At 46.4% G+C, this 26,117-nt stretch carries 20 protein-coding genes, 1 pseudogene and 1 other annotated feature; of the genes and pseudogenes, 4 read left to right on the top strand and 17 right to left on the bottom strand.

Going from position 1 to position 26,117, the window contains the following annotated elements:
• Positions 1-96: 96 nt before the first annotated feature.
• Positions 97-333 (bottom strand): annotated as a pseudogene (locus DWX26_RS05940) (TIM-barrel domain-containing protein); the annotation flags it as partial.
• A 256-nt stretch (positions 334-589) separates the two neighbouring features.
• On the opposite strand from DWX26_RS05940, the gene DWX26_RS05935 reads away from it, so the two are divergent.
• The gene (locus DWX26_RS05935) at positions 590-1,804 is read left to right on the top strand and encodes a GNAT family N-acetyltransferase (RefSeq protein ID WP_022462381.1); all 1,215 of its coding nucleotides are present in this window, start codon (positions 590-592) and stop codon (positions 1,802-1,804) included.
• A 67-nt stretch (positions 1,805-1,871) separates the two neighbouring features.
• On the opposite strand, the gene DWX26_RS05930 is transcribed toward DWX26_RS05935, so the two are convergent.
• Both DWX26_RS05930 and DWX26_RS05925 read right to left on the bottom strand, forming a co-directional pair.
• A complete protein-coding gene (locus DWX26_RS05930; protein WP_118594870.1) occupies positions 1,872-3,098 on the bottom strand; it encodes a dicarboxylate/amino acid:cation symporter in 1,227 nt (408 codons plus the stop codon).
• Between the two features lie 162 nt (positions 3,099-3,260).
• Positions 3,261-4,592: an MATE family efflux transporter gene (locus tag DWX26_RS05925; RefSeq protein ID WP_118594889.1), complete on the bottom strand. Its 1,332-nt coding sequence runs from the start codon at positions 4,590-4,592 to the stop codon at positions 3,261-3,263.
• Between the two features lie 212 nt (positions 4,593-4,804).
• Between DWX26_RS05925 and rfbD the strand changes: the two genes are divergently transcribed.
• Complete coding sequence (gene rfbD, locus DWX26_RS05920) at positions 4,805-5,650, top strand: dTDP-4-dehydrorhamnose reductase (RefSeq protein WP_117509864.1); 846 nt, start codon at positions 4,805-4,807, stop codon at positions 5,648-5,650.
• On the top strand, positions 5,650-6,948 hold the full coding sequence (locus tag DWX26_RS05915) for a dicarboxylate/amino acid:cation symporter (protein ID WP_118594869.1): 1,299 nt from the start codon (positions 5,650-5,652) through the stop codon (positions 6,946-6,948). The genes rfbD and DWX26_RS05915 overlap by 1 nt, the downstream gene beginning before the upstream one ends.
• A 124-nt stretch (positions 6,949-7,072) precedes the next feature.
• Here DWX26_RS05915 and DWX26_RS05910 read toward each other — a convergent pair whose 3' ends face one another.
• The 4 genes from DWX26_RS05910 to DWX26_RS05895 form a co-directional block, all read right to left on the bottom strand.
• Positions 7,073-7,576, bottom strand: coding sequence for an NUDIX hydrolase (locus DWX26_RS05910; RefSeq protein ID WP_117802374.1), 504 nt, complete (start codon positions 7,574-7,576; stop codon positions 7,073-7,075).
• Positions 7,577-7,650: 74 nt separating this feature from the next.
• A complete protein-coding gene (locus DWX26_RS05905; protein ID WP_118594868.1) occupies positions 7,651-9,354 on the bottom strand; it encodes a proline--tRNA ligase in 1,704 nt (567 codons plus the stop codon).
• A 183-nt stretch (positions 9,355-9,537) separates the two neighbouring features.
• Positions 9,538-9,840: a binding site (T-box leader), on the bottom strand.
• Positions 9,841-9,919: 79 nt separating this feature from the next.
• Positions 9,920-10,192, bottom strand: a complete 273-nt coding sequence (locus DWX26_RS05900) for a hypothetical protein (protein ID WP_022461797.1) — start codon at positions 10,190-10,192, stop codon at positions 9,920-9,922.
• Between the two features lie 20 nt (positions 10,193-10,212).
• On the bottom strand, positions 10,213-11,043 hold the full coding sequence (locus DWX26_RS05895) for an alpha/beta hydrolase (protein WP_055219937.1): 831 nt from the start codon (positions 11,041-11,043) through the stop codon (positions 10,213-10,215).
• 331 nt (positions 11,044-11,374) lie between these two features.
• On the opposite strand from DWX26_RS05895, the gene DWX26_RS05890 reads away from it, so the two are divergent.
• On the top strand, positions 11,375-12,190 hold the full coding sequence (locus DWX26_RS05890) for a Cof-type HAD-IIB family hydrolase (protein WP_055219939.1): 816 nt from the start codon (positions 11,375-11,377) through the stop codon (positions 12,188-12,190).
• Positions 12,191-12,245: 55 nt separating this feature from the next.
• On the opposite strand, the gene DWX26_RS05885 is transcribed toward DWX26_RS05890, so the two are convergent.
• From DWX26_RS05885 to DWX26_RS05840, 10 genes are all read right to left on the bottom strand, one after another.
• On the bottom strand, positions 12,246-13,286 hold the full coding sequence (locus DWX26_RS05885) for a YeiH family protein (protein WP_055220157.1): 1,041 nt from the start codon (positions 13,284-13,286) through the stop codon (positions 12,246-12,248).
• A 62-nt stretch (positions 13,287-13,348) separates the two neighbouring features.
• On the bottom strand, positions 13,349-14,698 hold the full coding sequence (locus DWX26_RS05880) for an MATE family efflux transporter (protein WP_055219941.1): 1,350 nt from the start codon (positions 14,696-14,698) through the stop codon (positions 13,349-13,351).
• Between the two features lie 116 nt (positions 14,699-14,814).
• On the bottom strand, positions 14,815-15,372 hold the full coding sequence (locus tag DWX26_RS05875) for a hypothetical protein (protein ID WP_055219943.1): 558 nt from the start codon (positions 15,370-15,372) through the stop codon (positions 14,815-14,817).
• Positions 15,373-15,592: 220 nt separating this feature from the next.
• Entirely contained in the window at positions 15,593-16,075 is a 483-nt protein-coding gene (locus DWX26_RS05870) for a hypothetical protein (RefSeq protein ID WP_055219945.1), read from the bottom strand.
• Positions 16,076-16,100: 25 nt separating this feature from the next.
• Complete coding sequence (locus tag DWX26_RS05865) at positions 16,101-16,583, bottom strand: hypothetical protein (protein WP_055219947.1); 483 nt, start codon at positions 16,581-16,583, stop codon at positions 16,101-16,103.
• 127 nt (positions 16,584-16,710) lie between these two features.
• On the bottom strand, positions 16,711-16,965 hold the full coding sequence (locus tag DWX26_RS05860; RefSeq protein WP_055219949.1) for a hypothetical protein: 255 nt from the start codon (positions 16,963-16,965) through the stop codon (positions 16,711-16,713).
• A gap of 158 nt (positions 16,966-17,123) precedes the next feature.
• Positions 17,124-17,843: an N-acetylmuramoyl-L-alanine amidase gene (locus DWX26_RS05855; protein WP_055219951.1), complete on the bottom strand. Its 720-nt coding sequence runs from the start codon at positions 17,841-17,843 to the stop codon at positions 17,124-17,126.
• Positions 17,840-18,259 (bottom strand): phage holin family protein, encoded by a 420-nt coding sequence (locus tag DWX26_RS05850; protein WP_055219953.1) that lies wholly within the window; start codon positions 18,257-18,259, stop codon positions 17,840-17,842. The genes DWX26_RS05855 and DWX26_RS05850 overlap by 4 nt, the downstream gene beginning before the upstream one ends.
• A 95-nt stretch (positions 18,260-18,354) precedes the next feature.
• Positions 18,355-18,840 (bottom strand): hypothetical protein, encoded by a 486-nt coding sequence (locus DWX26_RS05845; protein WP_055219954.1) that lies wholly within the window; start codon positions 18,838-18,840, stop codon positions 18,355-18,357.
• An 81-nt stretch (positions 18,841-18,921) separates the two neighbouring features.
• Entirely contained in the window at positions 18,922-25,884 is a 6,963-nt protein-coding gene (locus tag DWX26_RS05840; protein WP_118601058.1) for a DNRLRE domain-containing protein, read from the bottom strand.
• Positions 25,885-26,117 lie beyond the last annotated feature (233 nt).

The following is a 26,117-nucleotide window of genomic DNA, read 5'->3' as shown; positions in this document are numbered from 1 at the left end:
TACATAATAGTGTAACGATTGTTTCCCGTTTCGTCAAGAAAAAAGTGTACAAAAACCGTCCTGTAATGGAAATTTATTCAAAAAAACCGACCGGTTTTACGCGGTCGGTTTTTTCTTCTTATCATAGAAGACACGGCTGTATAACTGCGGATAGATGTTGCTGCAGGAGAGCGCCGGTCCTTCAATATAGCGGTAATGATCGAAATCGTAAACACCGTAATCCGGCTCGGAGTTATCCAGCCAGAAAGCATTGATGCCGTAATCGTAGTAGTTCTTCTTGCATACGTCCCAGACATATTTTCTTGTCTCCGGATTGAACACGTCGATCTCAACGCAGTCACCCTGGAAATCGTATGTCTACTTTTTCGCGCAGACTATCCCTGTATGTTTTTCATTTTATTAGATTTTTTTGTCTGTTTCTTGAAGTTTTTATCCGATTTCTAACACTATTTTGATCTTTTTACCAAATTTGCGGAATGGGCTTTATTTTTAACTGCACAAATTCCATTTCTTATGATAGAATATTTACGAAAAAATAAAGTATCTGATTCACTATACTTTGATTCACAATAAAATGAGGGAGTAATCCATGATTCAAACGAAAGATTCGAACTTAACCTTCCGCCCGCTGACCATCGACGACGCAGAGCAGTACAATGCACTTCTGCGCTACGCCTTTCAGGTTACAGAGCAGGAGCTTTCCGAAAGCGGATGGAAAGACGATGAAATCAAGCAGTCCAAATTCCCGGTTCTCGTCCGTGCCGATGTGCTCGGCTGTTTCTGCGAGGAGGATCTGGTATCACAGTTCGCGGTTTATCCGCTGGACATGAATATCTACGGTGTCCGCTATCCCGTCGGTTTTGTCACCAGCGTCTGCACCTACCCGGAATACACCGGCCAGGGCATCATGAAAAAGCTGATGATCCGGAGTCTCACGCGCATGCGGGAAAACCACCGTTCCTTTGCGCTTCTCTATCCCTACTCTATTCCGCTCTACCGGAATCTCGGATGGGAAATCATTTCCAATAAGATGACGTACACCATCAAGGACACGCAGGTGCCGCGGAAACTCAAAGCCCCTGGCTATGTGCGCCGCGTGGCATGGGATGACAAGGATTTTAAGGAACTACATACCAAATTTGCTTCGAAGACGCACGGCTGCCTCTACCGCAACAATCTGGCGTGGGAAGAATATTTCCGCTGGGATGAGGATGATACCGTCGTTGCGATCTACTATTCCGCTGATGATGTGCCGTACGGCTACATGGTCTATCTGATCAGCTCCGATATCATGCATATCAAAGAGATGATCTATCTGAACCGCGAAGCACAGCTGGGACTCTGGGAGTATATTCATGCGCACGATTCCATGATCGATGAGGTCAAAGGAAATAACTACTACAGTGAACCCATCGCGTTCGAGCTTGAGGACAGCGATATCAAAGAAACGATTCGCCCGTACTCGATGGGGCGTATCATCGATGTCGTGCAGTTTATGGAACATTACGCCTGCGACCCGGACGAGCCGGATGTGTGTATCCGTTTTGAGATCGAGGATGAGCTGCTTCCGTGGAACAATGACAGCTTCACATTCTTCTTTGAAAAAGGACACTGTGTGCCGACCGACCGCGAGCCGGACCATGTGATGAAAATGACGATCGCATCGCTCACGACACTGCTGCTCGGCTACAAGACGGCTTCCAAGCTGTATGAGATGGCGCGCATCGAAACAACGCCGCAGACTGTGGAATGCCTGGATGACCTGCTCTTCCACCATATTCCATATGTTTCGGACTATATTTAATTTATTTTACGCATTGCAAAAGAGGGACTCCCGTGAAAGGAATCCCTCTTTTTCTATGTAACATTTTTTAGTTTTCTTCCAGTTTGATTTTCTCCTGCAGCACAACGCAGCCTGCCATATCGCCGATGACGTTGACGCAGGTGGCACCCATGTCACACAGTGTGTTGATGCTGATGTAAACGCCCATGACGCCGGCCGGAAGACCTGCCATCGTGGCGAGTGCTGCGAATGATGCGATCGCGCCGCCCGGAATACCCGGTGTTCCGACAGAAAGCAGGACGTTGGCAAGCAGAATGATCACCATCATCGAAATGCTGACGTTGATGCCGCAGGCATTTGCGAAGAACATGATCATAAACGACATCAGGATCGATACCGCATCCATGTTGACGGTGGCACCGAGCGGGATTGCAATACTGCTGATCTGGTTCGAAACGCCGAGTTCTTTCTCGACACAGCGCTTGCTGATTGGGATCGTCGCGGAACTGGAACATGTTCCGAATGCATTCAGGGCTGCCGGCATGATCGCCTTAAAGAACTTGACCGGACTCGTCTTTCCGATGAGTTTTACAGCGCCGCCGTAGACGACGATCGCAAATCCATAGAATGCCACATACAGAATGATGAGCTGGGTTGCCAGGGAAACGATGGTTTTGGTTCCGTTTGCCTCGACAACCGGCACGATCGTACAGAAGACACCGATCGGGGTGAAGTACATAACGGTGCTGATGACTTTTAAGCAGACCTCATTCAGGGAGTCGATCACGTTTAAGAGCGGCTGTCCCTTCTCTCCGACCGCAATCAGCGTAAAGCCGACAACGACAGCGAACACGAGTACCTGGAGCATGTTGCCCTCCGCAAATGCTTTCACCGGGTTGGACGGGATCAGGTTTTTGATCGTGTCGAGGATGCTGGTCATCTCGGTCGCCTGGATATCGGAAGTTGCCATCTCAAAATGGACTCCCTTTCCGAGGCGGATCAGTCTTGGAATGATAATGCCGACTGCACTTGCAATCGCGGTGGTGCACAGGAAGAAAATCATCGAGTAGCCGGTGATCTTACCTGTCGTTTTTGCATTTCCGATGCTGCAGATGCCCATGACAATTGAGCAGAATACCATCGGGAAAATCATCATATTCAAGGCGTTCATGTAGATGCCGCCGATGACGCCGGTTACGGTCAGAATCGGCGTAAAGCGGTCCGCCAGAAGAAGTCCGGTTAAGATACCGAGAAGCAGTCCGGTAAAGATCGCACCTGTAATATGCTTCTGATACCATGCATAAAACTTTTTCATATGTTCTCTCTTCTCTCCTTTTTCACAGAGTAAGAGGCAGGTGTCCCTGTATCTTCTACCTGCCTCTTCGCATACAGCCATCTTATCACACAACCGCGGATAATTCCACCTAAAAATGGATTTATCCGCGGTTTTTCTGGCTTTTTGTCTTTTTTCTCTTTTTTATACGGCTGCTGCCCGGCTGTAGACTTTCTTCCGCATAATCAGATAGCAGATCACCTGCATGATAATCGTGATGATCCACGATCCCGGATACGAAATGAACAGCACATACAGCGAGCGGTGCTGCGGGAAAATGCCGAAGATCCACACGATTCGCGTTCCGACCGTTCCGATGACGGACAGAATCATCGGCACCGCCGAGCATCCCATACCGCGCAGGGCTCCCGGGAAGAGGTCCATGATGCCGCAGAGGAAATACGGAACCGTCGTGATCGACAGAATTTCCATACCGCAGCGGATAACCTCCGGGTCCCCAGTGTAAATCTGCAGGATTTCCGTACCGAACAGATACGCGCCGCCACCCATCACCAGTGCGATGCCGCTGGAGAGAATCAGGCAGTCGATCAGCACCTTATCCATTCGTTTGTATTTTCCGACACCGTAGTTCTGGCTTGTGAAGCTCATGCACGCCTGGGTGACGGAGTTGACTGAGGTGTATAAAAATCCCAGCACATTGTTGGCCGCCGTGTAGCCTGCCATTGCAATCGAACCGAAGGAATTGACGGATGACTGCAGCAGCACGTTCGAGAAGTTGATAACGGTACTCTGAATACCCGCCGGGATGCCGACCTGGAAAATCGGGATGATGTAATCCTTTTTCAGGCACAGCTTCGAGAACCGGAGCTGATAACTTCCCTCGCTCTTATAGAGGCACCGCAGAACCAGCACGCAGGAGATCGCCTGCGAAACCATCGTTGCAATCGCCACACCTGCCACGCCGAGACTGAACACGATCACGAGGAACATATTCAGACCAGCGTTGATCACACCCGATACAATCAGGAAATACAGCGGCCGCTTCGTGTCGCCGACGGCACGCAGAATCGCCGCACCGTAGTTGTACAGCATGAAAAACGGCATTCCCATAAAGTAAATTCTCATATACAATGCCGACTGATCAATGACATCCGCCGGTGTATCCATCAGCTCCAGCGCGCCTTTTGCAAAAAATACGCCCACAAACGCCATCACAACGCCGCTGATCAGCGCCAGCATGATCGATGTATGTACCGTTTCCGACATCTCCCAGTCGCGCCCCGCTGCATAATACCGCGCCGCAAGCACATTCGCACCGAGCGAGATTCCCATAAACAGGTTGATGAACACGTTGATGAGCGCCGTTGTCGATCCGACAGCCGCAAGCGCCTGGCTTCCGCTGAACCGTCCGACGACGATGATATCCACCGCGTTGAACATCAGCTGCAGAATGCCGGACACCATCAGCGGCAGCGAAAAGGAAATCAGCTTGTCCATAATCGTGCCGTTGCACATGTCGATTTCATATTTGTTCTTTTTCAAAAATACTCCTCCTTCTTTTGTAGCAGATATGCAGTCTTACACCGCAGACATATACAGAAATGATACCACTTTTTTCCGGTTCTGCACAGAGACTTTCCATAATTTATTGACTTCTGTAAAGTCCACAGGTAAAATAAATACAATTACAGTTTTTCTGTATATAAATCAAGGACAGGAGAGAACCTATGAAAAAAATATGGATTACAGGTGCCGAAGGCCACATCGGTACTGCCCTTCTGGAACTGCTGGAGGGTGTGGAATATCAGCTTCTTCCGACGGATATTCACGAGGTTGATATTACCAAAATCGATGAAGTCACACAGTTCGTTTATGTCAACCGTCCCGACGTTATCATCAACTGCGCCGGTATGACCGACGTTGCCGAGTGTGAAAAAAACATCGACGAAGCCTATCGTGTCAATGCCATCGGTGTGCGCAACGTAGCGCTTGCCGCCAATGATATCGACGCAAAGGTTATTCAGATCTCAACGGATGATGTTTTCGACAAGGAATCCCGCATCCCGTACAACGAGTTTGATACCGTGCATCCGCGTACGATCTACGGAAAATCAAAAGAGGCCGGAGAGAAAATCCTGACACAGCTTTTGAACCGCTTTGTCATCATCCGAAGCTCCTGGATTTACGGGATCGGCCGCGATTTTGTGGATGAAGTACTCCGCAATGCGGCAAAAGGCGGCACGATGGAGGTTCCAAACAACCAGTATGCGGCTCCGACCAGTGCTTTTGAGCTTGCACGCGTGATCTGCCACTTTATCGACAGCGAGGAGTATGGTCTGTACCACGTTGTCTGCCCCGGAAGCTGCAGCCGCTATGAGTTTGCAAGAACCATCCTCGAGTATACTGGAAAAACCGGTGATCTTGATCTCTACCCGGTTGTCGCACGCGATGATGTCCGCCCAACCTATTCTGTTCTGGACAACATGATGCTCCGCCTGACCGGTATTCCTGAGCCGCTCGACTGGAAAACGGCACTGAAAGAATATCTCGAAGAAACCGGAGGAATCGAATAATGGTCCGAAACAGAAAAGAAACAACGGAAAAGTCAAAAAAGAAGCCCGGGCTTTCCACCCAGATTTTTATTGCCCTGCTGGCCGGTGCGCTGCTCGGCGTGGTGATTCACTATTGGATCCCGTCCAGCTATATCAAGGACACCGTCATCGTAGAAGGTGTGCTGTATGTCATCGGACAGGGCTTTATCCGCCTGATGCAGATGCTTGTCGTACCGCTTGTCTTCTGCTCCCTCGTCTGCGGAAGTATGTCCATCGGAGACAGCAAAACCCTCGGAAAGGTCGGCGTAAAAACGATCGGCTTTTACCTTGTTACCACAGCACTTGCCGTCTGCATCGCACTTGGAACCGCCCTGCTCATTCACCCGGGTCTCGGACTTAACATGGGTGCGGTTCAGAAAGCAGACCTGTCCTCGACAGCAGCAGATTCCAGCGTCAGCCTGGTGGATACACTGCTCAACATCATCCCGAAGAACCCGATTGGTTCCATGGCAAACGGCGATATGCTTCCCATCATCGTATTCGCCCTGTTTGTCGGCGTAATGCTGGCAAAGCTCGGAAACCGCGCTTCGGTCGTTTCCAACTTTATCAGCCAGTTTAACGATGTCATGATGGAAATGACCATGACGGTCATGAAGGTGGCCCCGGTCGGCGTTTTCTGTCTGATTGCACGTACCTTTGCAACGGTCGGCTTTTCTGCGTTCGCACCGATGCTGAAATACATGGGAAATGTAACACTGGCGCTGGCACTGCAGTGCTTCGTCATTTATCAGGTTCTTCTGTTCGTATTCACACGGCTGAATCCGATTAAATTCGTGAAGAAATTCCTTCCGGTTATGGGATTTGCATTTTCCACCGCAACCTCCAACGCGACAATCCCGATGTCGATTGATACGCTGAACAAAAAGATGGGTGTCTCGAAGCAGATTTCTTCGTTCACCATTCCGCTCGGCGCAACCATCAACATGGATGGTACCTCCATTATGCAGGGTGTCGCTGTCATCTTCATCGCAGAGGCGTACGGTATTCATCTGACTCCGGCAAACCTCGCAACGGTTGTTGTTACCGCAACACTGGCTTCCATCGGTACCGCCGGTATCCCAAGCGTCGGACTTGTTACCCTGGCTATGGTACTGAATTCCGTCGGACTGCCAACGGAGGGTATCGCTCTTATCATGGGTATCGACCGTATTCTCGATATGCTGCGTACCGCCGTCAACATCACAGGCGATGCTGTCTGCACAACGATTGTCAGCCATCAGGAAAAGGCGCTCAACCGCGAAGTATTCAATCGCAATTAACTGCAATTAACTGCTTGCGAAAAGCCTTTTTCAGACACGCTCTAAGGCTAAGAAAACGCGTTCCCGTTTTCGGAAACCCCTGTGGTTTCCGGCGGGAACGCGTTTTTCTTATCTCATTTCTCTGTTACAGTTCAAATGCCTGGCGGATGCTGTCGTAATGCAGGAATTTTCCTTCTGCGGCGTATCCTTTGATTTCGTCCAACGTAGCAAAACGGTAGCCGTCCGTTTCTTCCTCCTGAAGGTGAAGATCCTCGTCTTTGACATCCATCACGAAGCGATAGACATCGACAAAGTAGTTGTCTCCCTCATCCGGGTTGATACGCCGGTAAGTGAAGAGGTAGCCGCCGTCTGCCTTGCTCACATCGAGTCCGGTTTCCTCTCTGACCTCACGGCGCACGGCCTCCCAAGAGCTCTCTCCTGCCTGTGCCGCGCCGCCGGAAACCTCCCACCAGCCCGGTGCCCAGGCTTTCGTCATGACACGTTTTGTGATAAGGAAGGTTCCGTCCGGTCTTGCGATTACGCCGAGCACCGTCAGGTGAAATTCGTCCGGCTTCATATGCCAGTCATTCCGCTTCATCGTGCGGCCGGTCGGCTGTTTGTTTTCATCATAGATATCCCAGAGTTCCATATCGTGTTTTCTCCTGTCGAACTTCTTCCGAGCCCCATCGCGATTTTTCTTCCCTTTCGCATGGTTCTGAATCATTACAGATACTGTTTAATCTCTTCCATCACATTTTCCAGCGGAATCTGTGTTTTCAGAGTCTTATCGCGGGATGCAACCTCGACAACGCCCTGTTTCATGTTTTTCGGGCTTACGATGATGCGCAGCGGAATGCCGAGCAGGTCGGCATCGGCAAACATTACGCCGGCTCTGACGCTTCTGTCGTCGTAGATCACTTCGATGCCTGCATTCTGCAGATCCTCGTACAGCTTGTCCGCATATGCTCTGACTCCCTCGTCATCGACGCGGACTGCACAGAGGTGTACCTGCCACGGAGCGATAGCTTTCGGCCAGATCGGGCCGTACTCATCGTGATGTGCCTCGCAGACCGATGCTGCCAGACGGCCGACACCGATACCGTAGCATCCCATGATCGGGGTCTTGCTCTCGCCGTTTGCATCGACATAGGTCATATTCATGGATTTTGTATATTTGGTTCCAAGCTGGAAGATATTTCCGACCTCGATACCTCTGGAGATCTTCACAGTCTTTTTGCCGCATTTCGGGCAGATGCCGCCCTCCTGGATTTTTGCAAAATCGTGATACTCGGCATTCGGAACGTCGCGCTCCATGTCGAGTCCTTTGTAATGATGCTCTGCCTCGTTGGCTCCGCAGGAAAGGTTATTTCTTCCCTCGAGGGATTTATCGTAGAGGACAACGGCATCTCCGTTCACCTTCAGGTTCACCGGTCCGATGTAGCCTGCGTTCAGGCCGCATTCTTCGGTGATCACGGCTGCGTGAACCTGCTCGCCGAGGAAGTTGACCAGCTTCGTCTCGTTGACTTCGAGATCGCCGCGGATGAAAAGGACAACGTATTTATCATCAACATTCTGCTGATAAACAACGGCTTTGCAGGAGTTCTTTGTCTCGTCTCCGAAGAAATTGCAGACGTCTTCAATGGTGTGGACGTTCGGTGTATAAACCTTTTCGAGTGCAGCGGATTCTGCGTCTCTTGCGATATCTGAAATGTTCTCAGCTGCCTCCATGTTGGCTCTGTAATCGCAGGAATCACACAGAACGATGGAATCCTCTCCGACCGGAGTCAGAAGCATGAACTCGTGGGAGATATTTCCGCCCATCATACCGGAATCGGATTTGACAGATACCACCTCCGGCACGCCGACACGCTCGAAGATGCGCTCGTATGCTGCGTGGCATTTCTCGTAATACTGCTCCAGATCTTCCTGGCTGGTATGGAAGGAGTAAGCATCCTTCATCGTAAACTCACGCACACGGATCAGTCCAGCTCTCGGACGGGCCTCATCACGGAATTTTGTCTGGATCTGATAGATCATAAACGGATATTTGGTGTAGCTCTGTGCATACTCGCGTACAAGGTGTACGGCTGCCTCCTCGTGGGTCATGCCGAGTACCATTTTGGCATTGTTGCGGTCTGTGAAGCGCAGCAGCTCATCGCCGATGCTATCGTAACGGCCGGACTCATCCCACAGAGAAGCCGGCATGACAACCGGGAACTGCACTTCCTGGCCGTCGATTTTGTCCATCTCCTCGCGCAGGATCTGCTCGATTTTGCGCACAATGCGACGCAGCGGCAGATAGGAAGAATAGATTCCGTTTGCCATATATTTGATGTATCCGCCTTTTACCATAATAGCATGGCTGTCGATGACACAGTCAGCAGGTCTTTCTTTGAAGCGTTCTCCTACTAATTTTTCAAGTTTCATTTTCTGATTTCCTCCTTATTCTTTGGGTTTTCAACATCTGAAGTCTTCCAGACGCGAGAACATTCCAGCCTGTCCGATTTTAAGCTTTTAGTCAACATTTTACGCATCTAACTCATCACTGAAGTAACGAGAATGCGATGCGCAGTTTTCAAACAGAAAAAAAGCCCTAAACCGCAAGCTGCAGTTTAGGGCGAATTTTTTTATCCGCGGTACCACCTAAATTCAGGAAAACTCCTGCACTCTGACACAGAACATTTGTACCCCACGATTTTTGTATTTTGTAATACGCGTGATCTCTGCTCTCTGTACCTTCTCTGTAACGGGAGATCCCGGTGCAGCCTACGAAATAAATTTTTCCTGATGGATTTTCTTCTCTTCGGTGCACAGCTCCAAGACCGGTTCACGATAGATTCTGCAAAAAGCTTTCACCTGCCGCTTTCTCTCTGAATGCGCTCTGTCGCTACTGTTTCTTTTCTTCGCTTTTTCACTGCACTGATTGTAGCAGAAACCGGAAAAGAATGCAAGCCCGTTCCTTCTGCTTTTTCTGCATAAACGCCCGCCCAGGTTACAGGCCTTCCCGGTACATTCTGCTGATCGCCGCCTGGGCTTCCTCAGACTGTTTTTTCTCAATCCATGCTTTGCGGTCACTCAGGATAGCCAGCATCTCATCGACAACGTCCTCGGCGCGCGGGCTTGTGACGCGGTAGAGATAGCCGAGCATCCGCGTGGCGGTAAAATCGGTGTTCATCTGGCGGTATGCAATTTCCCGGCAGAAGTCGTCCGGGTAACCGTTGTGTTTTAACGCACGGTACAATTCGTCATTTCTCGTTTCTGGCATTGCCTGTCTCCCTTTTTCCTTTAAACATTTACGTTTCCGCTGTTCAGGCCTTCCGTCTTTTCCTCAAGTGGCAGCCAGTCCAGTGCCTTTTTGATCCACTCATCCCAGAAATCCCATTCATGGCCACCCTTACTCTCATAGTAGACAATGTCCATGCCGCTCTCTTCCATCCGTTTATGGTAGAGACGGTTTACTTCCAGAAGTCCGTCCTCTGTTCCGCACGCCTGGAATACGGTCGGCACATTGACAGACGGATCTTTTTTCCGTGCTTCCTTTAACTGCTCGATAAGAACAGCCGGGTTTTTGTCACTCTTTGCTGCTTCGACCAGATTTCCGAAATAACCTTCTTCATGTGCAAAGCTGTCCGCTCTGCTCTCTTCCGGATTTTCCAGCACATGAAGTGCACCGGACAGGCAGATCACAGCCCCGAAGGTATCGTGATATTTCAGGCCATTTCTGAGTGCGCCAAAACCACCCATGGAAAGACCTCCGATAAAGGTGTCTTCTCTTTTTCTGGACAGTGGAAACATTTTTCTTGTAATCTCAACCAGTTCTTCTCCGATAAACTGTCCGTGCATGGCACCGATGGACGGCTGATCCACATAAAACGCATTCTCGCCGGCCGGCATGACAACGGCAAGGTTTTTCTCCTCTGCCCATCTTTGGATTCTGGTTCCATGAACCCAGTCTGTCTCATTCCCAAAAATGCCATGCAGCAAATACAGCGTTTTAAACGGTTTTTCCTCGCGCTCCGGCTGCCCAAAGGTAAATTTGTCGACCGGCAGAATAACCTGCAGCGGTACGGTGCGCATTAAAGTTTTTGACATGAAGCTTACCTGAATAAATGCCATAATAAAAATCCCCCTGTGGATATATATTTTTCTTTATTTTACGCCTTATTTCCGCATTTCGTCAACGTGGAGTTTTGCGTTCCTCCGGTTCCGGCTTGCACCCCGAAGCAATTCACGATATAATCTTGTTTATAGCAATCCCAGAAAATAATGCAAAAAATTCAGCACTGCAGAACGTGAATTACTGCGTCACGGATTTTCGTCGTACCCCGGTACGCCTTCAAATCCGTTCCTTGTAATTCGCGCCCTGCAGCACTGCCTTTTTTGCGTTATTTTCTGGTCTTGCTATAGTTTGAATTTTTTCTGTGACAAGATAAGGAGATTTTCTATTATGATAAAGTTGATTGCAACCGATGTCGATGGAACGCTCGTCAAAGACGGCACACTTCTGATCGACCCGGAATATATGACTGTTGTTTCCAGGCTTGTCGACCAGGGCATCCATTTTGTTGTCTGTTCCGGCCGCCAGTTTTCCAGTGAACAGAAGCTTTTCGCTCCGATCAAGGACCGCCTGCTCTACATCTCCGATGGCGGAACTGTCGTGCGCACACCGGAAAAGATTCTGAAAACATATCCGATGGAAACGGCACTCTGGAAATCCATGTGCCGCATGGTATATGACGAACTTCCGTCCTGCAACTGCTTTGCCGCCACCCCGGACTACTGCCTCGCCGAAGATGCCGGAAGCCGCATGTTTCACTGGCTCCGCGACTCCTACGGCTTCGATGTCCGCGAAGTACCGGATCTGTCGAAGGTAGAAAACGAGGACATTATCAAATTCACGATCTACCATCCAACCTCCTGTGAAGAGCTTTGCTCCCCAAATTTCATCCCGGCGTGGAAGCATCAGGCAAAACTCGCTGTCGCCGGTAAGGAATGGTTGGACTGCAACGCCCGCGGCGTCAGCAAATGGACCGGTCTCTCATTTCTGATGAACTACTTTGGCCTTACCCCAGACGAAGTCTGCTGCTTCGGCGACAACCTGAACGACATCGAAATGCTTCAGAACGCCGGCGAAAGCTACGCCGTCTCCAACGCCCGAGCGGAAGTCATCGCCTCAGTAAAACACACCTGCCCGCCGTACTGGGAGAACGGGGTGCTGCAGGTTTTGAAAACGTTTTTGAAGGAAACGACAAACCCGTTTTGATTTAAAAAATCCAGGCATCCTATACGGATGCCTGGATTTTTAATTCTCTGTTTCTTTACAGTACCCCATGCGGCGCAATGCCGATCGCAAATTCGACTGCAATCGCTACCAGGACTACCAGCAGCGAAATGATGAATCCGTGCAGCATCGGCTTTGCGCCGGAGCGGCAGAGGGATTTGAAATCGGTGTTCAGGCCGATGGCCGCAAGGGCGGCTACCATCAGAAATTTGCTGATGGTTTTTAATGCGGCTGCTGTGCCTGCCGGGATAAGACCTAAGGAGGTCAGTGCTGACATGGCGAGAAAACCTAAGATAAACCATGGAAAAATGGATTTGATGCTTACCTTTACGGCGGTTCCTTCTGCTGCCTGCGCCTTCCGTTTCAGATGTACGTTGATGGCGGCGAATGCCAGGACGGCCGGAATGATGGCGAGGGTCCGTGTCAGTTTTACCATGGTTGCGAAATCACCGGCGGCCTCGCTGAATGCGTAACCGGTGGCAACGACGCTTGATGTGTCGTTGACCGCAGTTCCGGCCCAGAGGCCAAACGCGGCATCCGAAAGGCCCATCCAGTGACCGAGGATCGGGAATACGACGATCATGACCGTATCAAATAAAAACGTTGCGGAGAGGCCATAGGCAATGTCCATATCGGTCGCCTCGATGACCGGCGCGATTGCCGCGATCGCGGAACCGCCGCAGATACCCGTGCCGGCGTTGATGAGGCTGCTCGTCTTCCAGTTCAGTCCAAGTGCTTTTCCGATCAGTGCGCCGAGGCCAAAGCACGTTGCCAGGGTAAATACCATAACCGTCAGGGAAAATCTTCCGACCGTCAGTACCGTGCGGATATTCAGGCTCGCTCCGAGCAGAATAATCGCAAATTTCAGGATCTTCTTCGATGTAAATTTAATTCCCGGCGCTGTCACGCTGTTCGGCTTGTAAAGGGCATTCACAATCATACCGATAAACATGGCGATGACCGACGCCCCGATAAAGTGCAGTCCGGCGCTCTCCTCCAGGCTTTCCAGGAATTTCGCTGCAACCGCAATCACCAGCGCAATCGCTGCTCCGGGAATCAGTTTCTTTGCGTTTTTCATAATAATAACTTCCTCCAGATGTATCGTTTTTTCTCTCTCCCCAAAACATTCCGTATTTTTCATCACATCTGATGCTGCCACTTCCCACTTCGATAGCGAAGGACAAAGAAAATAGCACGAACAACCCAGTCCATCGTCATGGCGACCCAGACACCAAAGACACCGAATCCCATACGCACACCGAGCACATAGCTCATGCCGATTCTGCAGATCCACATGGAAAGGATCGAGAGAATCATACAAAATGCCACATCATTGGACGCGCGGAGTACATTCGGCAGGGTGAAGGCAATTGGCCAGATTATCATACAGCAGATACCATGGTAAACGATGATATCTTCCGTCATGGCAGTTGCCTCCGCAGACAGACTGTAAACGTGAAGCACTGCCGGAAGTGCCGCGATGACACCGAGACAGCAGACGATCATCAGTCCATAAATGATGATGTGCAGCTTTTTCGCATAGTATTTTACCTGCTCATAGTCTCCCGCTCCCGCGCACTGTGCGCTTACGGTCAGCACTGCATTTCCGATCGCCATACCGGGCAGTGTCTGGAAGACAGCAATCGTGTTGGACACCGCATTTGCCGCGATCGACGCTGTTCCGAACTGTGTGATCATACTTAAGACCATGATTTTGCCGAGCTGGAACATACTGTTCTCGAGGCCGTTCGGAATGCCGATGCCAAGGATTTTTTTCAGCATATGGAAATCCGGTTTTACTTTCACCGGATAAGAGCACCGCACCAGATACCGCTTATTATGTACGAGAACAAATGCTGCCACAGCCGCGTACATACGTGAAAGCAGCGTCGGAATCGCAACGCCGTCCACGCCGAATTTCAGCGCATAGACCAGAAGCGCATTTCCCGAAATATTGATCAGGTTCATGACGATGGATATTTTCATCGGCGTTTTCGAATCACCCTGCGCACGGAAAATGGCCGCACAGCCGTTGTAAACCGCCAGAAACGGAATGGAGGCCGCTACGATCATCAGATAAATATTGCAGTTTCTTTCTACCTCTGCCGTAATGTTTCCAAACACAACATGCAGAATAAACGGCTTTAAAAGATAGACCGCCGCCATGATCACAACTGACAGCGCCGTTGTCACCAGCAGAAGCTGGTCAGCTGCCTCACATGCTTTATGCGGCCGCTTCTTTCCGATATACTGGCCGCACACGACGGCTCCGCCGGTTGCAATCGCGGTGAACATGTTGATCAGCAGAATAAAGATTGTATCAATCAGCGACACACTCGACACCGCCGCCTCGCCGACACTGGATACCATAATTGAATCCGCCATGCCGACTGCGATGGCAAGAAGCTGTTCAATCAGAAGCGGCACAATCAGCCGTTTCAGATCCGCATTGGAGAACAGGTCACCATCCCGTTCCTTCAGATAATTCATCTTTTGTTTCCTCCATTTTCATACCTTCTCTGTTGATGATTTTTCACGCATGTGTATTACACTCATGCTGTTTTTATCTTACCTGCATTTTTACGTAAAAGCAAGAAGAACCGGCATCATTTCTTTACCGGTTCTCCATTGATTGCCTGTACCAGGACTTTGTCAAATCTTGCGTATTTTTTTACTTCTTTCATCAGCGTATCGAGGTCTTTCACAATCTGCTCGCGCTTTCCTGTCGGTCCTATGAAATATTCTCTGCTGCCCATTTCCAGCAGATTTCCTGTCGTTCTTGTCCGTACGCCGAAGGTAAGTCTTCTGCTTCCCCGCCGGTAATAAATCGTATAGGTACGCGGCACGTAGTTGAACAGGGAGCTTTCGATTTGGGAAATCGTGTAAAATTCACCGCTCTCTTTCGCCGCCGCATACCGCCGGTCTTTCAAACAGTCCATTTCGGCTACGGAAATGAAGCAGATCAGATAGTCCAGAAACGAAAACACAACCAGAATCATTGCTTCCACAATTCGTCCCAGATTTGTTCCATCCAGAATATGAACATAGATGTCGCCGTAAAATACCGCAAAGAAAAGAACAATACTTAAAATAATCTTGATCCACGGCCAGAGACGGGATTTAATTTTCCGATTTACCTTAAAAACATTAATCCATTCAAGCAACTGTTTATCCTCCATCAATGTAATGATGTCTGTATTTATTTTACACTCTTTTCTCCGTAAAAACAACAGGGAAGCAGAACACTTTCTGTTATAGTTCACTGGTATCCAACGAACTATAATTCTAAAACATTTCCTTCTTTCTTTTTCCAAATTTGCGTATAAAAAGGGAAGTGGCTGGTAATTCGTGGGATCTTACGGCCACTTCCACTCTTCTCATGCTTTATTTACTTTCCGTATACTTGACACCGTATGAAGTGAGGAGGTCACAAAATTCGTCGGCACTGATTGGCATAGTACGGACACAACTAAATTGTGACTTATCAAATATCACAAAGCTAGTAAATGGATGATATGTTGAAAAAAACAGACCACTATCTTTTTGTTTTGATACGTTAAAGAAAAAATGATTTTTATATCTTTGTATAACGGAAAAATCCTCCCATACAATTTTTTTCTTATATCCCAAAAAGGCAAGTTCCATTCCCCACTTATGGATGTAAATACGTGTTAAAGCATCTACACTTCCCCATGACACTATCCCACAAATAAACATTATTCCAAATATTACCCAAAGCTTTTGAGGCAAATTATATAATTCACATTGATTTTTTGCATCTTCCCAAAATCTTGTCATAAGATACCCGATGCCTATTAATGTAGCAACTTGTGCAAACATAAAAAACTTACGATATCCTGCTCTCATATTTTCTCTTTAATTCCTTCGATCTTTATTTTCTTTCCGTGTACTGAATACCATATGAAGTGAGCAGTTCACAAAATTCGTCGGCGTTAAGCGGCATGGTATGAACAGAACGATTTCGCGAATTATCGAATATTACAAAACTGGTAAAGGGATGAAACATTGCCCAATACGGACCTGCATCTTTTTGTTTTGACATATTGAAGAAAAAATGATTATGATATCTTCGTATAACAGAAAATTCTTCCCATTCGATTTTTTTCTTATATTTCAAAAATGAGATCTGCATTCCCCATTCATAAATGTAAATACTGGTTAAAGTATTTATAATTCCAGCAGCCGTACCAAAAGTATAAATCATAAACCACAATATCATAAGTGCTTTATCTTGCATGTTATAAGAACTAATTTGACCTTTTCCCTCTTCCCAAAAATTCAGCATAAGGTATCCGCAGCCCATAAATACCAATATACTAAAATATTTATAAAATTTACGATATCCTGCCTTCATATTTGCCACCTACTAATTTAACTTTTTGAACATTTCCGCTTTTACAACATCAAAGTTGTCTGCGCAAAGGAATCTGCACAATTCCAGATCGTAATAGCGGCTGGCGGTGACATAGAGCTTGGTGTCGTCATCGTAGCAGTAAGCACGATAGCGGAATGGATTGAGCTTTCCGATATTTTCTCCGCTGGTATCGGTCAGACCGGTCTGTTTTCCCCATATTTAAAACGAGCATTACCTCTATTAGAAATATAATACTTGTTTTTAATGAATATGCATGGAACTCATCTTTTCCATTTACCCATATACTCACCACATAGTAATTAATAATAACACACAGAATCAAATCTACACCTGTACCAAATTTTCCCCATATTACTTTCATACAATTTTCTCCTCGTTATTTCTTTCGACTGTGCAATATTCGCACCACTTGTATCCATGGTATTTACCAGTTCTCCCCCTGCATCGTAAGAATAGTTTACTCCCTGCTTTCCATCGCTGTCAATCCGTCCGATGACATCGTTTTGCAAAGATGGGATTTTATACTCTTCCCCCGTAAAAACAATATGCTTTATGGCAGTTGATCCATCCCGCTCCCGACAGCAGTCTGCCCCAGCTTTTGTTTCTGATTTCTGTGATCGTATAGCTTCCCTGGTCTTTGATGACTCCCACCACCGGGTATTCTACTCCGGGACCTGTGCGGATGTTGAGCGCCGGGTCTGTTACACGGTAGATGCCGGGATTGTATTCACTTTTCTCACTGCCGTCTTCTGTTTCCCGAATCAGACGCTGGAACCGCTCCCAGTCTCCCCGCTTCTGAATCTGGGACGGGCAGTTTTTGCTGCAGATGTCGTAATGCCGGTAAACTGCATCTGATGGAATCCCCGTCTCGTTCATCAGGTTTTTCACCAGCTCCACCGTATGTAAAAATGCGGTTTCGTAATCATATCCTTTCTGCACGCACATCTCAACCGCGATGCTGTTCCGGTTTCCATATCTGCCGAATAGATTTTTACTTCCATAATTTCTCCCGACATGCCAGCATCCTCTGCTGTGCGGCGCAGCCTGATAAGCGATCTCCCCGTCATCTACGTAATAATGCGCCGACATAATCTGAAAATTTCCCTGGTACTGCGCTCTTGCATGCGCGCGGGCATCGGCTCCGGCGGCAAAATTGTCTGTATTGTGTACCACAATACACTGCGGATGATTTTCCGACCATGTATTCTGGTTGCTACAATAGCTTCTGTCAACCCTCATTTACTCTGCTCCTCCTTTCTCAGCACATCAATCCTTGACCGCAGAACCTCAGGGATTTTCACACCCATCAGCCCTGCATTTTCCAAGATTGAAACCGCTTCATTTAAAATAAATCCAATGCAGACGGCATCCCGCAGATAATTCGTCTGTGTGAGCTGATCCAGTTTTTCCGCGACCAGCACAAAGAACAGCATCATCCCTTTTCTGCAAAGCCCTTTCCATCCCGCACGGCTCTCCAACGTTCCGTTTTCAGATTTCGGACTCTTTTTAAAAACAACAGGAAGCAGAACACCTCCTGTGATCCAGTCAATTGCCATGAAGCAGACCAGCGTTTCCAGCGCAGCATCCCAGCCTCCAAACTGTGCCGCAAGGAAGCTGCCTGCTGCGGCAAGGATCGTGCGATAAATTGATTTCATTGGCATTTCCTTCTTTCTTTTTCTAAATTTGCATATAAAAAGGGAAGTGGCTGGTAATTCGTGGATCTTACGGCCACTTCCACTCTTTTTGTATGTTATTTACTTTCCGTATACTTGACACCGTATGAAGTGAGGAGTTCACAAAATTCGTCGGCGCTGAGCGGTATGATTCCCCAGCCCGGTCCGCGGAACTTGTCGAATATCATGATACTGGTAAATGGGTGATAGGTACACCAGAACAAACTGTCATCTTTCTGTTTCGATATGTTGAAGAAAAAATGATCATTGTATCTTTGTATCACAGTAAAATCTTCCCATTCTATCTTTTTTTCATAGCCCCAAAAAGATAACATTATTCCCCATTCATAAATATAAATTCGTTTTAGTAGAAATGTCACAGTTCCATAAGCTGCTATGCTTAAAAAGAACATTATTCCTAGAAACACTATGATACTTGTTTTTAATGAATAGGCGTGGAACGCATCTTTTTCATTTACCCACAGGCTCACCCACCAATAACTACTAATAGCACACACAATCAGGTCTACGCCGGTACCAAATTTTCCCCATACTACTTTCATACAATCTTCTCCTCGTTATTTCTTACGCTTTGCCTTTGTACAAAACTATTTTTCTTCGCGCAAAGGCATCTTAAAACTTTTCTATCTAAGCGCTGGAAGTCCTATATTTTGCATTTTTCTGGAAATTGCAGGCTTATTACTCTGCCAGTTCTTCTTTTTCCCCCCAACTTTTTTTGTACTAAAGTTGATGTTGCTGTTTTTCTTAAGTGTTGATCCATTTTTATTTGCCTGTTTCTTGGGTTTTCCAAACACTCCATCCAAAACACCGCTTTTGGGATAGCTCAGTAATGGAGACTGAAAAAAGTCTGTAAAAGCACCCAATGCATTCTCAATAGTTTCATTTTTTACATATGCGTTATACGTTTTAGGTTCTAACAAGGTCATTATAGCATCGTAAAATCCTGCCCCCATTGCTCTTGCCATATCTCCTGATTCCTGATACTCTAAATATCCTCCTTTCAAACCACTTACTACTACTGAAAAGATAATTCCTTGGCTATCTCCCAAAACACTACTGATTGCACTTTCTATGGCCACCTCTGCAATTCCTTCTAAGGTTACTTTCTCATTCGCCATTCCGCACTGTACCGCATATACAAATACATCTTTTAAGATATTCCATGCTACTTTTCTGGGATCGATTCCTGGGAATGCCAGCATTAAAATTCCAAAATCACCATCATCATCTACCGCATTCACCGGATTGTTGCAACAGTACACATAAAGGTTCTTTCCATTCATGCTAAACATTTTCGCTTTTACAGCATCAAAGTTGTCCGCACAAAGGAATCTGCACAATTCCGGATCATAATAACGGCTGGCGGTGACATAGAGTTTGGTATCGTCATCGTAGCAGTAAGCACGATAACGGAATAGGTTTAGTTTTCCGATATTTTCTCCGCTGATATCGGTCAGACCAGTCTGTTTTCCCCATGCATCGTAAGAATAGTTTACTACCTGTTTTCCATCGCTGTCAATCAGTCCTATGACATCATTCTGGCTGTTGTACAAGTAATAATACTCTTTTTCTCCCTTTTTCAGCATCAGCGGGGATTTATCCGCACCGTAAACAAACTGAACCAGTACATCTCCATACTTCGTTCCCATCAGTTTGTTTCCGCACCAGTAGTTCTTATGGCTGATTCCGTTCAGGTCTTTCCACTGGACTCTGTGTCCTTCGCTGTCGTAATGGTAAACTGCTTTCTTTCCGTTTAAGGTCAGACTCTGCAGCAGGCTTCCTCTGTACCAGGTCAGTGTTCTTCCCTGATAAGCTGTAATGTTGCCGACCGCATCATAGGAAATGCTGCTGCCATTATAGGAAATAAGCTGATCTTTCCATCCTGAAGCACGGTAGGTAAACAGATCTGTCTTTACCGCATTGCCCAGTGCTCCCGTTGTATAGGAATACTCTTTTCTGGACGTCATATTCATTCCGGCATCGTAGGTATACGTAATACTCTTATTTTCCCATGCAGAATCCACACGGGTCAGTTCACTCAAAGCATTATACGTATATTTTACTTTCTGAACACCATTCTCGGAAATCGTAACAATATTTCCCACAGCATCATAAACAAAGGACAGTTTCTTTCCGTTATTGTTGATTTCTTTGAGAAGCAAGGTTGTAATTCCCGCTTTTCTTCCCGGCACAAAGGTATAGTCGACCGGATATGTTTTGTCCTTCAGATGAATGGTTTTTCTGGTAACACGACATAACGTGTCAAAGGTATACGAAATTTTGACTGCATCATTTACCTTGATCTGATAAATCACATCCGGTGCCTGTGCTTTTCCAACCTCTCCAAATACGCACGATGTTGAAATTTTGCTGTCATCAATCTGATGTACCATGCCTGTGCGTCTGTTCTTGTTGTCATACTGAATGCGCGCCGTTTCTCCATCTGTTGTGCGGTATCCTGCCATTCTCTGGATCATGTCATAGTCAAAGAAAATCTTTCTGTCGTTTTCCAGATCCTCATGGTAAAATACATTTCCATAGTCATCATAGATATTTCGGAAGACTGTCGTTCCATTCCACTTCTGCTCCACGATCTGCTCGTACTTGTCATAGCTGTTTTTCAGCACTTCTCCTGTCGCATACTTTACTTCGCTGAGCGGTCCGTCCGACGGAAGATAATCGTATTCTTCCAGTGCATTTCCGCCTGCCAGAATTCTGGTCTGATTTCCGAGGAAATCATATTCATAGGTATACTCGAATCCATTGTGGGCAATCGTTTTTAACCGGTCACCTTCATCATACGTATAACCCAGTTTTACCGTATTTGTTCCATCAGAAGCCGTCGCACCGGTCAGAAGGTCATTCTTGGTATCATACGTATACGTTACCTTATTCCCTTTTGCATCGGTAACTCCCGTCAGCAGGCGTTCTTTGCTGTCGTATTCGTTTGTTGTTACAAATCCTCTGGCATCTGTCAGTGTTTTTACATTTCGGCCGGTTGCCGTGTAGGTATACTGCGCCGTCATACGTTCGCTGCATTTCTCCAAAATAAATTCCTGTGGACTCATGGCTTCTACTGTTGGATATGCTCCGTTAATTGCTGTATTCTCTTCATGTGAGAGACTTGGAATCATAAAATACCGGCTGTTCTGTTTGATGCAATAATTATTTTTATCCTCTTCACTCACTTCAAACCAGAATTTCTGTTTGCTGTCCGATGTATTTTTCACCTGCAGCGTGAGTGTTCCATCCGAAGCCATAGAAAGTGCTTTTCCCTCTGCATTGGCCGGTTCCAGGAAAAATCCACCTGTTTCATCTCCATGAATCAGAAACATCTGTGCTTCTTTTCCTAAATACCGATTCTGAACAACTGTTGATCCCGCTGTTGTTCCATTTACCTGCATATACTGTCCACTGTATCCAAGACGCATCATATAAATCCCGCCGGAAATCGGCTGGTCACTCTTTCGTTCATATGCAACAGGCTCAAAATACCACTGCTGATTCGGATGTGTTTCTGACTGATCCCAAATCTGTAACTGAATCGAATTATCAAGCTGTGCTCTCGGAAGATCAATCGCTTTTTTGTCCTTAGAAATTTTACTTGTGATCAAATACATTCCTTCTCCTACTGGTTTGATACGAAATTTCTGTGAATCTTTGTTTGCGTATGCAGCTAACTTCGCCTTTGCCCCATTTGCATCCGTTCCGATATCCAGTACATATGTCTCATTTCCGTCAAATGCTTTGAAAATAATATATCCTTCTCCGGCATCCTCAATACGCCATTTCTGCTCCGAACTTCCCGAAAACTCATACTGCTGAACTGCTGCTCCATCTTTATTAGATGCATCTTTTACATCGATATACTTACCAGATTTTCTGTGGCGAATATAATAACTTCTGCCAGCCATTACCGACGTACTTACCCTGTCATGATGAATCACTACGTCCTGCGGATTTCCCTTGTTATCATAGGTATAACGGTACTGAACTCCCTCTGAATTTCTTGCCGCTGTCATATTTTTCTTTCCATCATATTCATACTCAAACGAAGAGCCGGTCACTTTAACCATTTTGGAAAGCAGGTCTGTTTTGTTGCAGATAAATGCATTCTGCTCCGCTGCTGTCTTGGCACTTACAATATTTCCATTTGCATCATACACGTAACTTTCCGCATCATCACGGATCAGCTGTAAGCCGGTAAAGAATGCATCATTCTGCTGTTTCTGGTATTCGAGATAGATCTGAATGGATTCGTAGGTCTTATTTGTTGTGGAACCATCTTTCCTGGTCAGGATTACGCCATTGACAAACTGCCACTCTGTCACATACGGATTGCAGTTCACAATTGTCTCTGTCGTTGTTTTGTCGGTAAAATGAACCACTGCACGAACACGGAAGGTTCGGCCCGGAATGGCGTCTGCTTTCACACTGCATCCGAGCACAAATACATCGCCTTCTTTTCCGCTCACCTTTACGGTTTGCATCAGGCTCTTATCTTTGGACAAGTTACCTCGTAATCTTGCACATTTACCTTTAACTGAATCTGTTACAATCTGGTCTGCACTTTCTCCCTGACTTAATTTCCAGCCATATTCCCCTGTTGTGTCAAATGTATCTTCGAAAAATGCATCGTGCAGCATGTTAAATTTGTTTGCTGCCATTGATTTTTCCAACTGGAAACAGGAAAAACAAGCCCATCCCTGCATATTATCCAAGAAAAACGCGGTAGTTACCTCCGTCTGAGATGCAATCGTAATAGTTACCGATACACGAGTCCATTCATCCGAATCTGTATCTTTCACCTCTGTTACCAGATCCATTTTCTCTGTATTTCCGGAAGAAAGTAAAATTCCGGCACCGCATTCGGAACGCTTTTTCTCCGGATCTGGTACACATTTTTCAACCTTAACATAACAGGAAAAAGTATAAGTTCCTTTTTCTAACGTATACGTTTTAGAGTATCCATATCTACCATTTACGGTATCTTTATTTATTGTACAAAAAGTTCCCGAAGGGAATCCCCCTAACGCTCTAAATCCAATAACTGCATTTTCATTTCCTGTGTTAATCTGATTCCACTGTAATAAAAATGGTTCTGGATCCATTCGGTTCCTGACGGCTTTCTGTAAAGTTCCTGTCATGCTCAGCTTGTTATTCTTTCGTCCTTCCCGTAAAAACTGATAACTGTTTGCAGCACCATCTTCATCCGACACATCCGCCGGGCAGCCGAAATTGTCAAAGTGGTAGGTAAACTTTCGATTATCACCTGTCCGACTGATTTCTCCATCCAATCCCTGTGTTTCAAACACCGTAGTATTTCCATTTCGATAGGAAATTTTCATTCTCTGCCCATTCTGTGGTCCTGTATGTTCAAAAACTTCTGACACTCGTTTTACTCCGCAGTCATCCTGGTACTTATATGAAATCTGTCGCCCATCATTATTCTGTACGCTCACCAGAATATCTCCATCGTAGAAAAATTCCGTACTTTTATTATCCGGATAACTAATTCTGGTCAGATGTCCTGCACTGTCATAGGAAAAATAAATGCTTCTTCCATTCGCATTCAGATTGCCCAGATTATTATCTTTTCCATATCTGAAGTCCATTCTTGCACCGGTAGGATCAATCAGATATGCCAGATAGTTACCTGCTGTGGACGGACCATACTGCGCTTTCTGCAGATTTCCGTTGGAATCCTTGATACTCCGCATGTATTTGTCCTGACCAAACGCATATTCCCAGCCGTTTTTGTCCTTCATGATGTAATAAGAATCTCCGTCAGAAGAACTTGTCTGCGTCAGCTCATATCCAAAGCCATCTTCATCCTTTAATTTATTTCCATCCGCTGTGTCTTTATAAAAGTAATGTCGGGTTCCGTCTCCATCTGTGTAGACATACGGGAAGTTTGCGTTTCCTGTGGCTTCCATTTCCTGGATGAAGTTCATTCTCCAGCCTTTTCCCATACGGTTGTTTTTACTCCGTTCTGACAGATTATACACATGACGGATATGAATCGGCAGCAGCCCACCGCTGGTTGACGCATCTTCATGCACCCATACAAGGTTTCCATTGAAGTCATTAACATAGCCATGGCCTGCGCGTCCGGCATCCTGCTCATGGTAGCTGTAATAGTCCTCGAGTCCTGTTGTACTACGGTAATAAAAGATTCCTTGCGGGAAATACTCGGAAGTAATTCCATAAGAGTTATTGGATGGATAATCAGAAGAAATGAAAACGGCTTCCTGATATGGTGTCTCATTCTGTGCCGTGATAACAATTCCATGATTTACCCCTGTGTTGTACCACTCACGCACCAGTTTTGTTACGTTGAATCCGCACGGTGTAACGGTAATTGTATTACCGGACTGTACCTGCTTTACACTGCAGTAATCCAGTACATTCGACTGATATGCCGGCTGATTGTTCCATGTGGTTGATCCCGGATTCCATCCTCCCGTTACTTTATGGGCGGTAATAAAAAACGGCTGGTTGCTGTCCGAAGAATACCGGTACTGCCATACATAGATTTTTGCATCGTAGATAACCGCTCCAGGTTCCATTGCAGGCAAGCTGGTAAATTTCAGGAAAGAACGGCATTTTCCATATTCCCGGTTATGGCCTACGGTAAAAGAACCATAAGAAGCTACCACCGCGCTGTCCGGACTTTTTTCTCGGACAAACGTATCGTCAATTGCCCTATTTGTTTTCGAGGTTTCTGCCGATGGATCAATCACAACCGGATATACTCGGTTTTCGTCCTGAAGCCATGTCTGATCCGGTACGACGCTTAAAATACTGCAATGCTGCTCCGCATCGGTTTCCAGTTCATAGTGTACCTGTTCCGAATAATTTCCGGCTGCATCGTACATACACGGCGGGGCAAAATAATAAAAAACTTCTTCTGTTTCTTCATCAATCAGGTCAATTCCTCCGTCTTCCCGAATGACAATCATCATCCCCGGGAACTGCAGGGAAAACGAATATTCAAGAGCTGCTGCTTTTACCGATTTTAAGATCAGGTTTTCTTTTACCTGTTCTCCGATGATTTTGTATTCGAGATCTACATTCTCTGCAATCTCTGCATAATGTCCGGCAGCCACAAGACCCGGAACACTCATTTTTTCCTGATTTTCCTGCTCCACGCTTTTTTCTTCTGTTTTCTGCACTGCGGCTCTGTTCTGCATTCCTTCTTCTGTCGGATAGAGATTTTCCGGCTGAAATACAGCTTCACGCTTCTGTGCCTGTACTGCCGCCTGGCTTCGGATGTTCTGTTTTTTCTGCTTTTCTGCCAGAAATCCCCAGCTCAGTTTTCTTCCCGTTTTTTCAATAGTAACCATTTCATTTGCATTACTGCTTTCTGCAAAATGGACTTTTACCCGGGATGCATGGTTCTGATAACCGTTTTCTGTTTTTTCCAGTCTGTTATCAATTTCCTTCCACTCTTCTCCTTCTTTATAATGAACCGGGTATCCGTAAATGACGGCTGCACCGCCATGATTTTCTGTTCGGAAGTTTTTGGTAAAACGGTCTCGTTTCTGTAAAATTTCCGCGATTACGCGATCTGTTTTCTGACTCATTTTAATTTCTCCTTTTTCTTCATCCTGTATTGTTTCTGGTTTCGTAAATACTTTATCTGCGCGCTTCTGATAAAGTTCTAAATTTAGAGAATCACCTATTGACTTTTCTCTATGGAAACTCTAATATAGAAATATAATCTTCTCTATCTTTAGGTTTTTCTCTAAATTTGATCTCATTATATAGAGTATTCTCTATTTTGTCAATACATTTTTTAGGCTTTTATCTATTTTTT

It is taken from the genome of Blautia sp. AF19-1, from assembly GCF_003479155.1.
Taxonomy (GTDB): domain Bacteria; phylum Bacillota; class Clostridia; order Lachnospirales; family Lachnospiraceae; genus Fusicatenibacter; species Fusicatenibacter saccharivorans.
The sequence above is the reverse complement of the archived record's forward strand: the minus strand, read 5'-3'. Positions and strand labels throughout refer to the sequence as shown.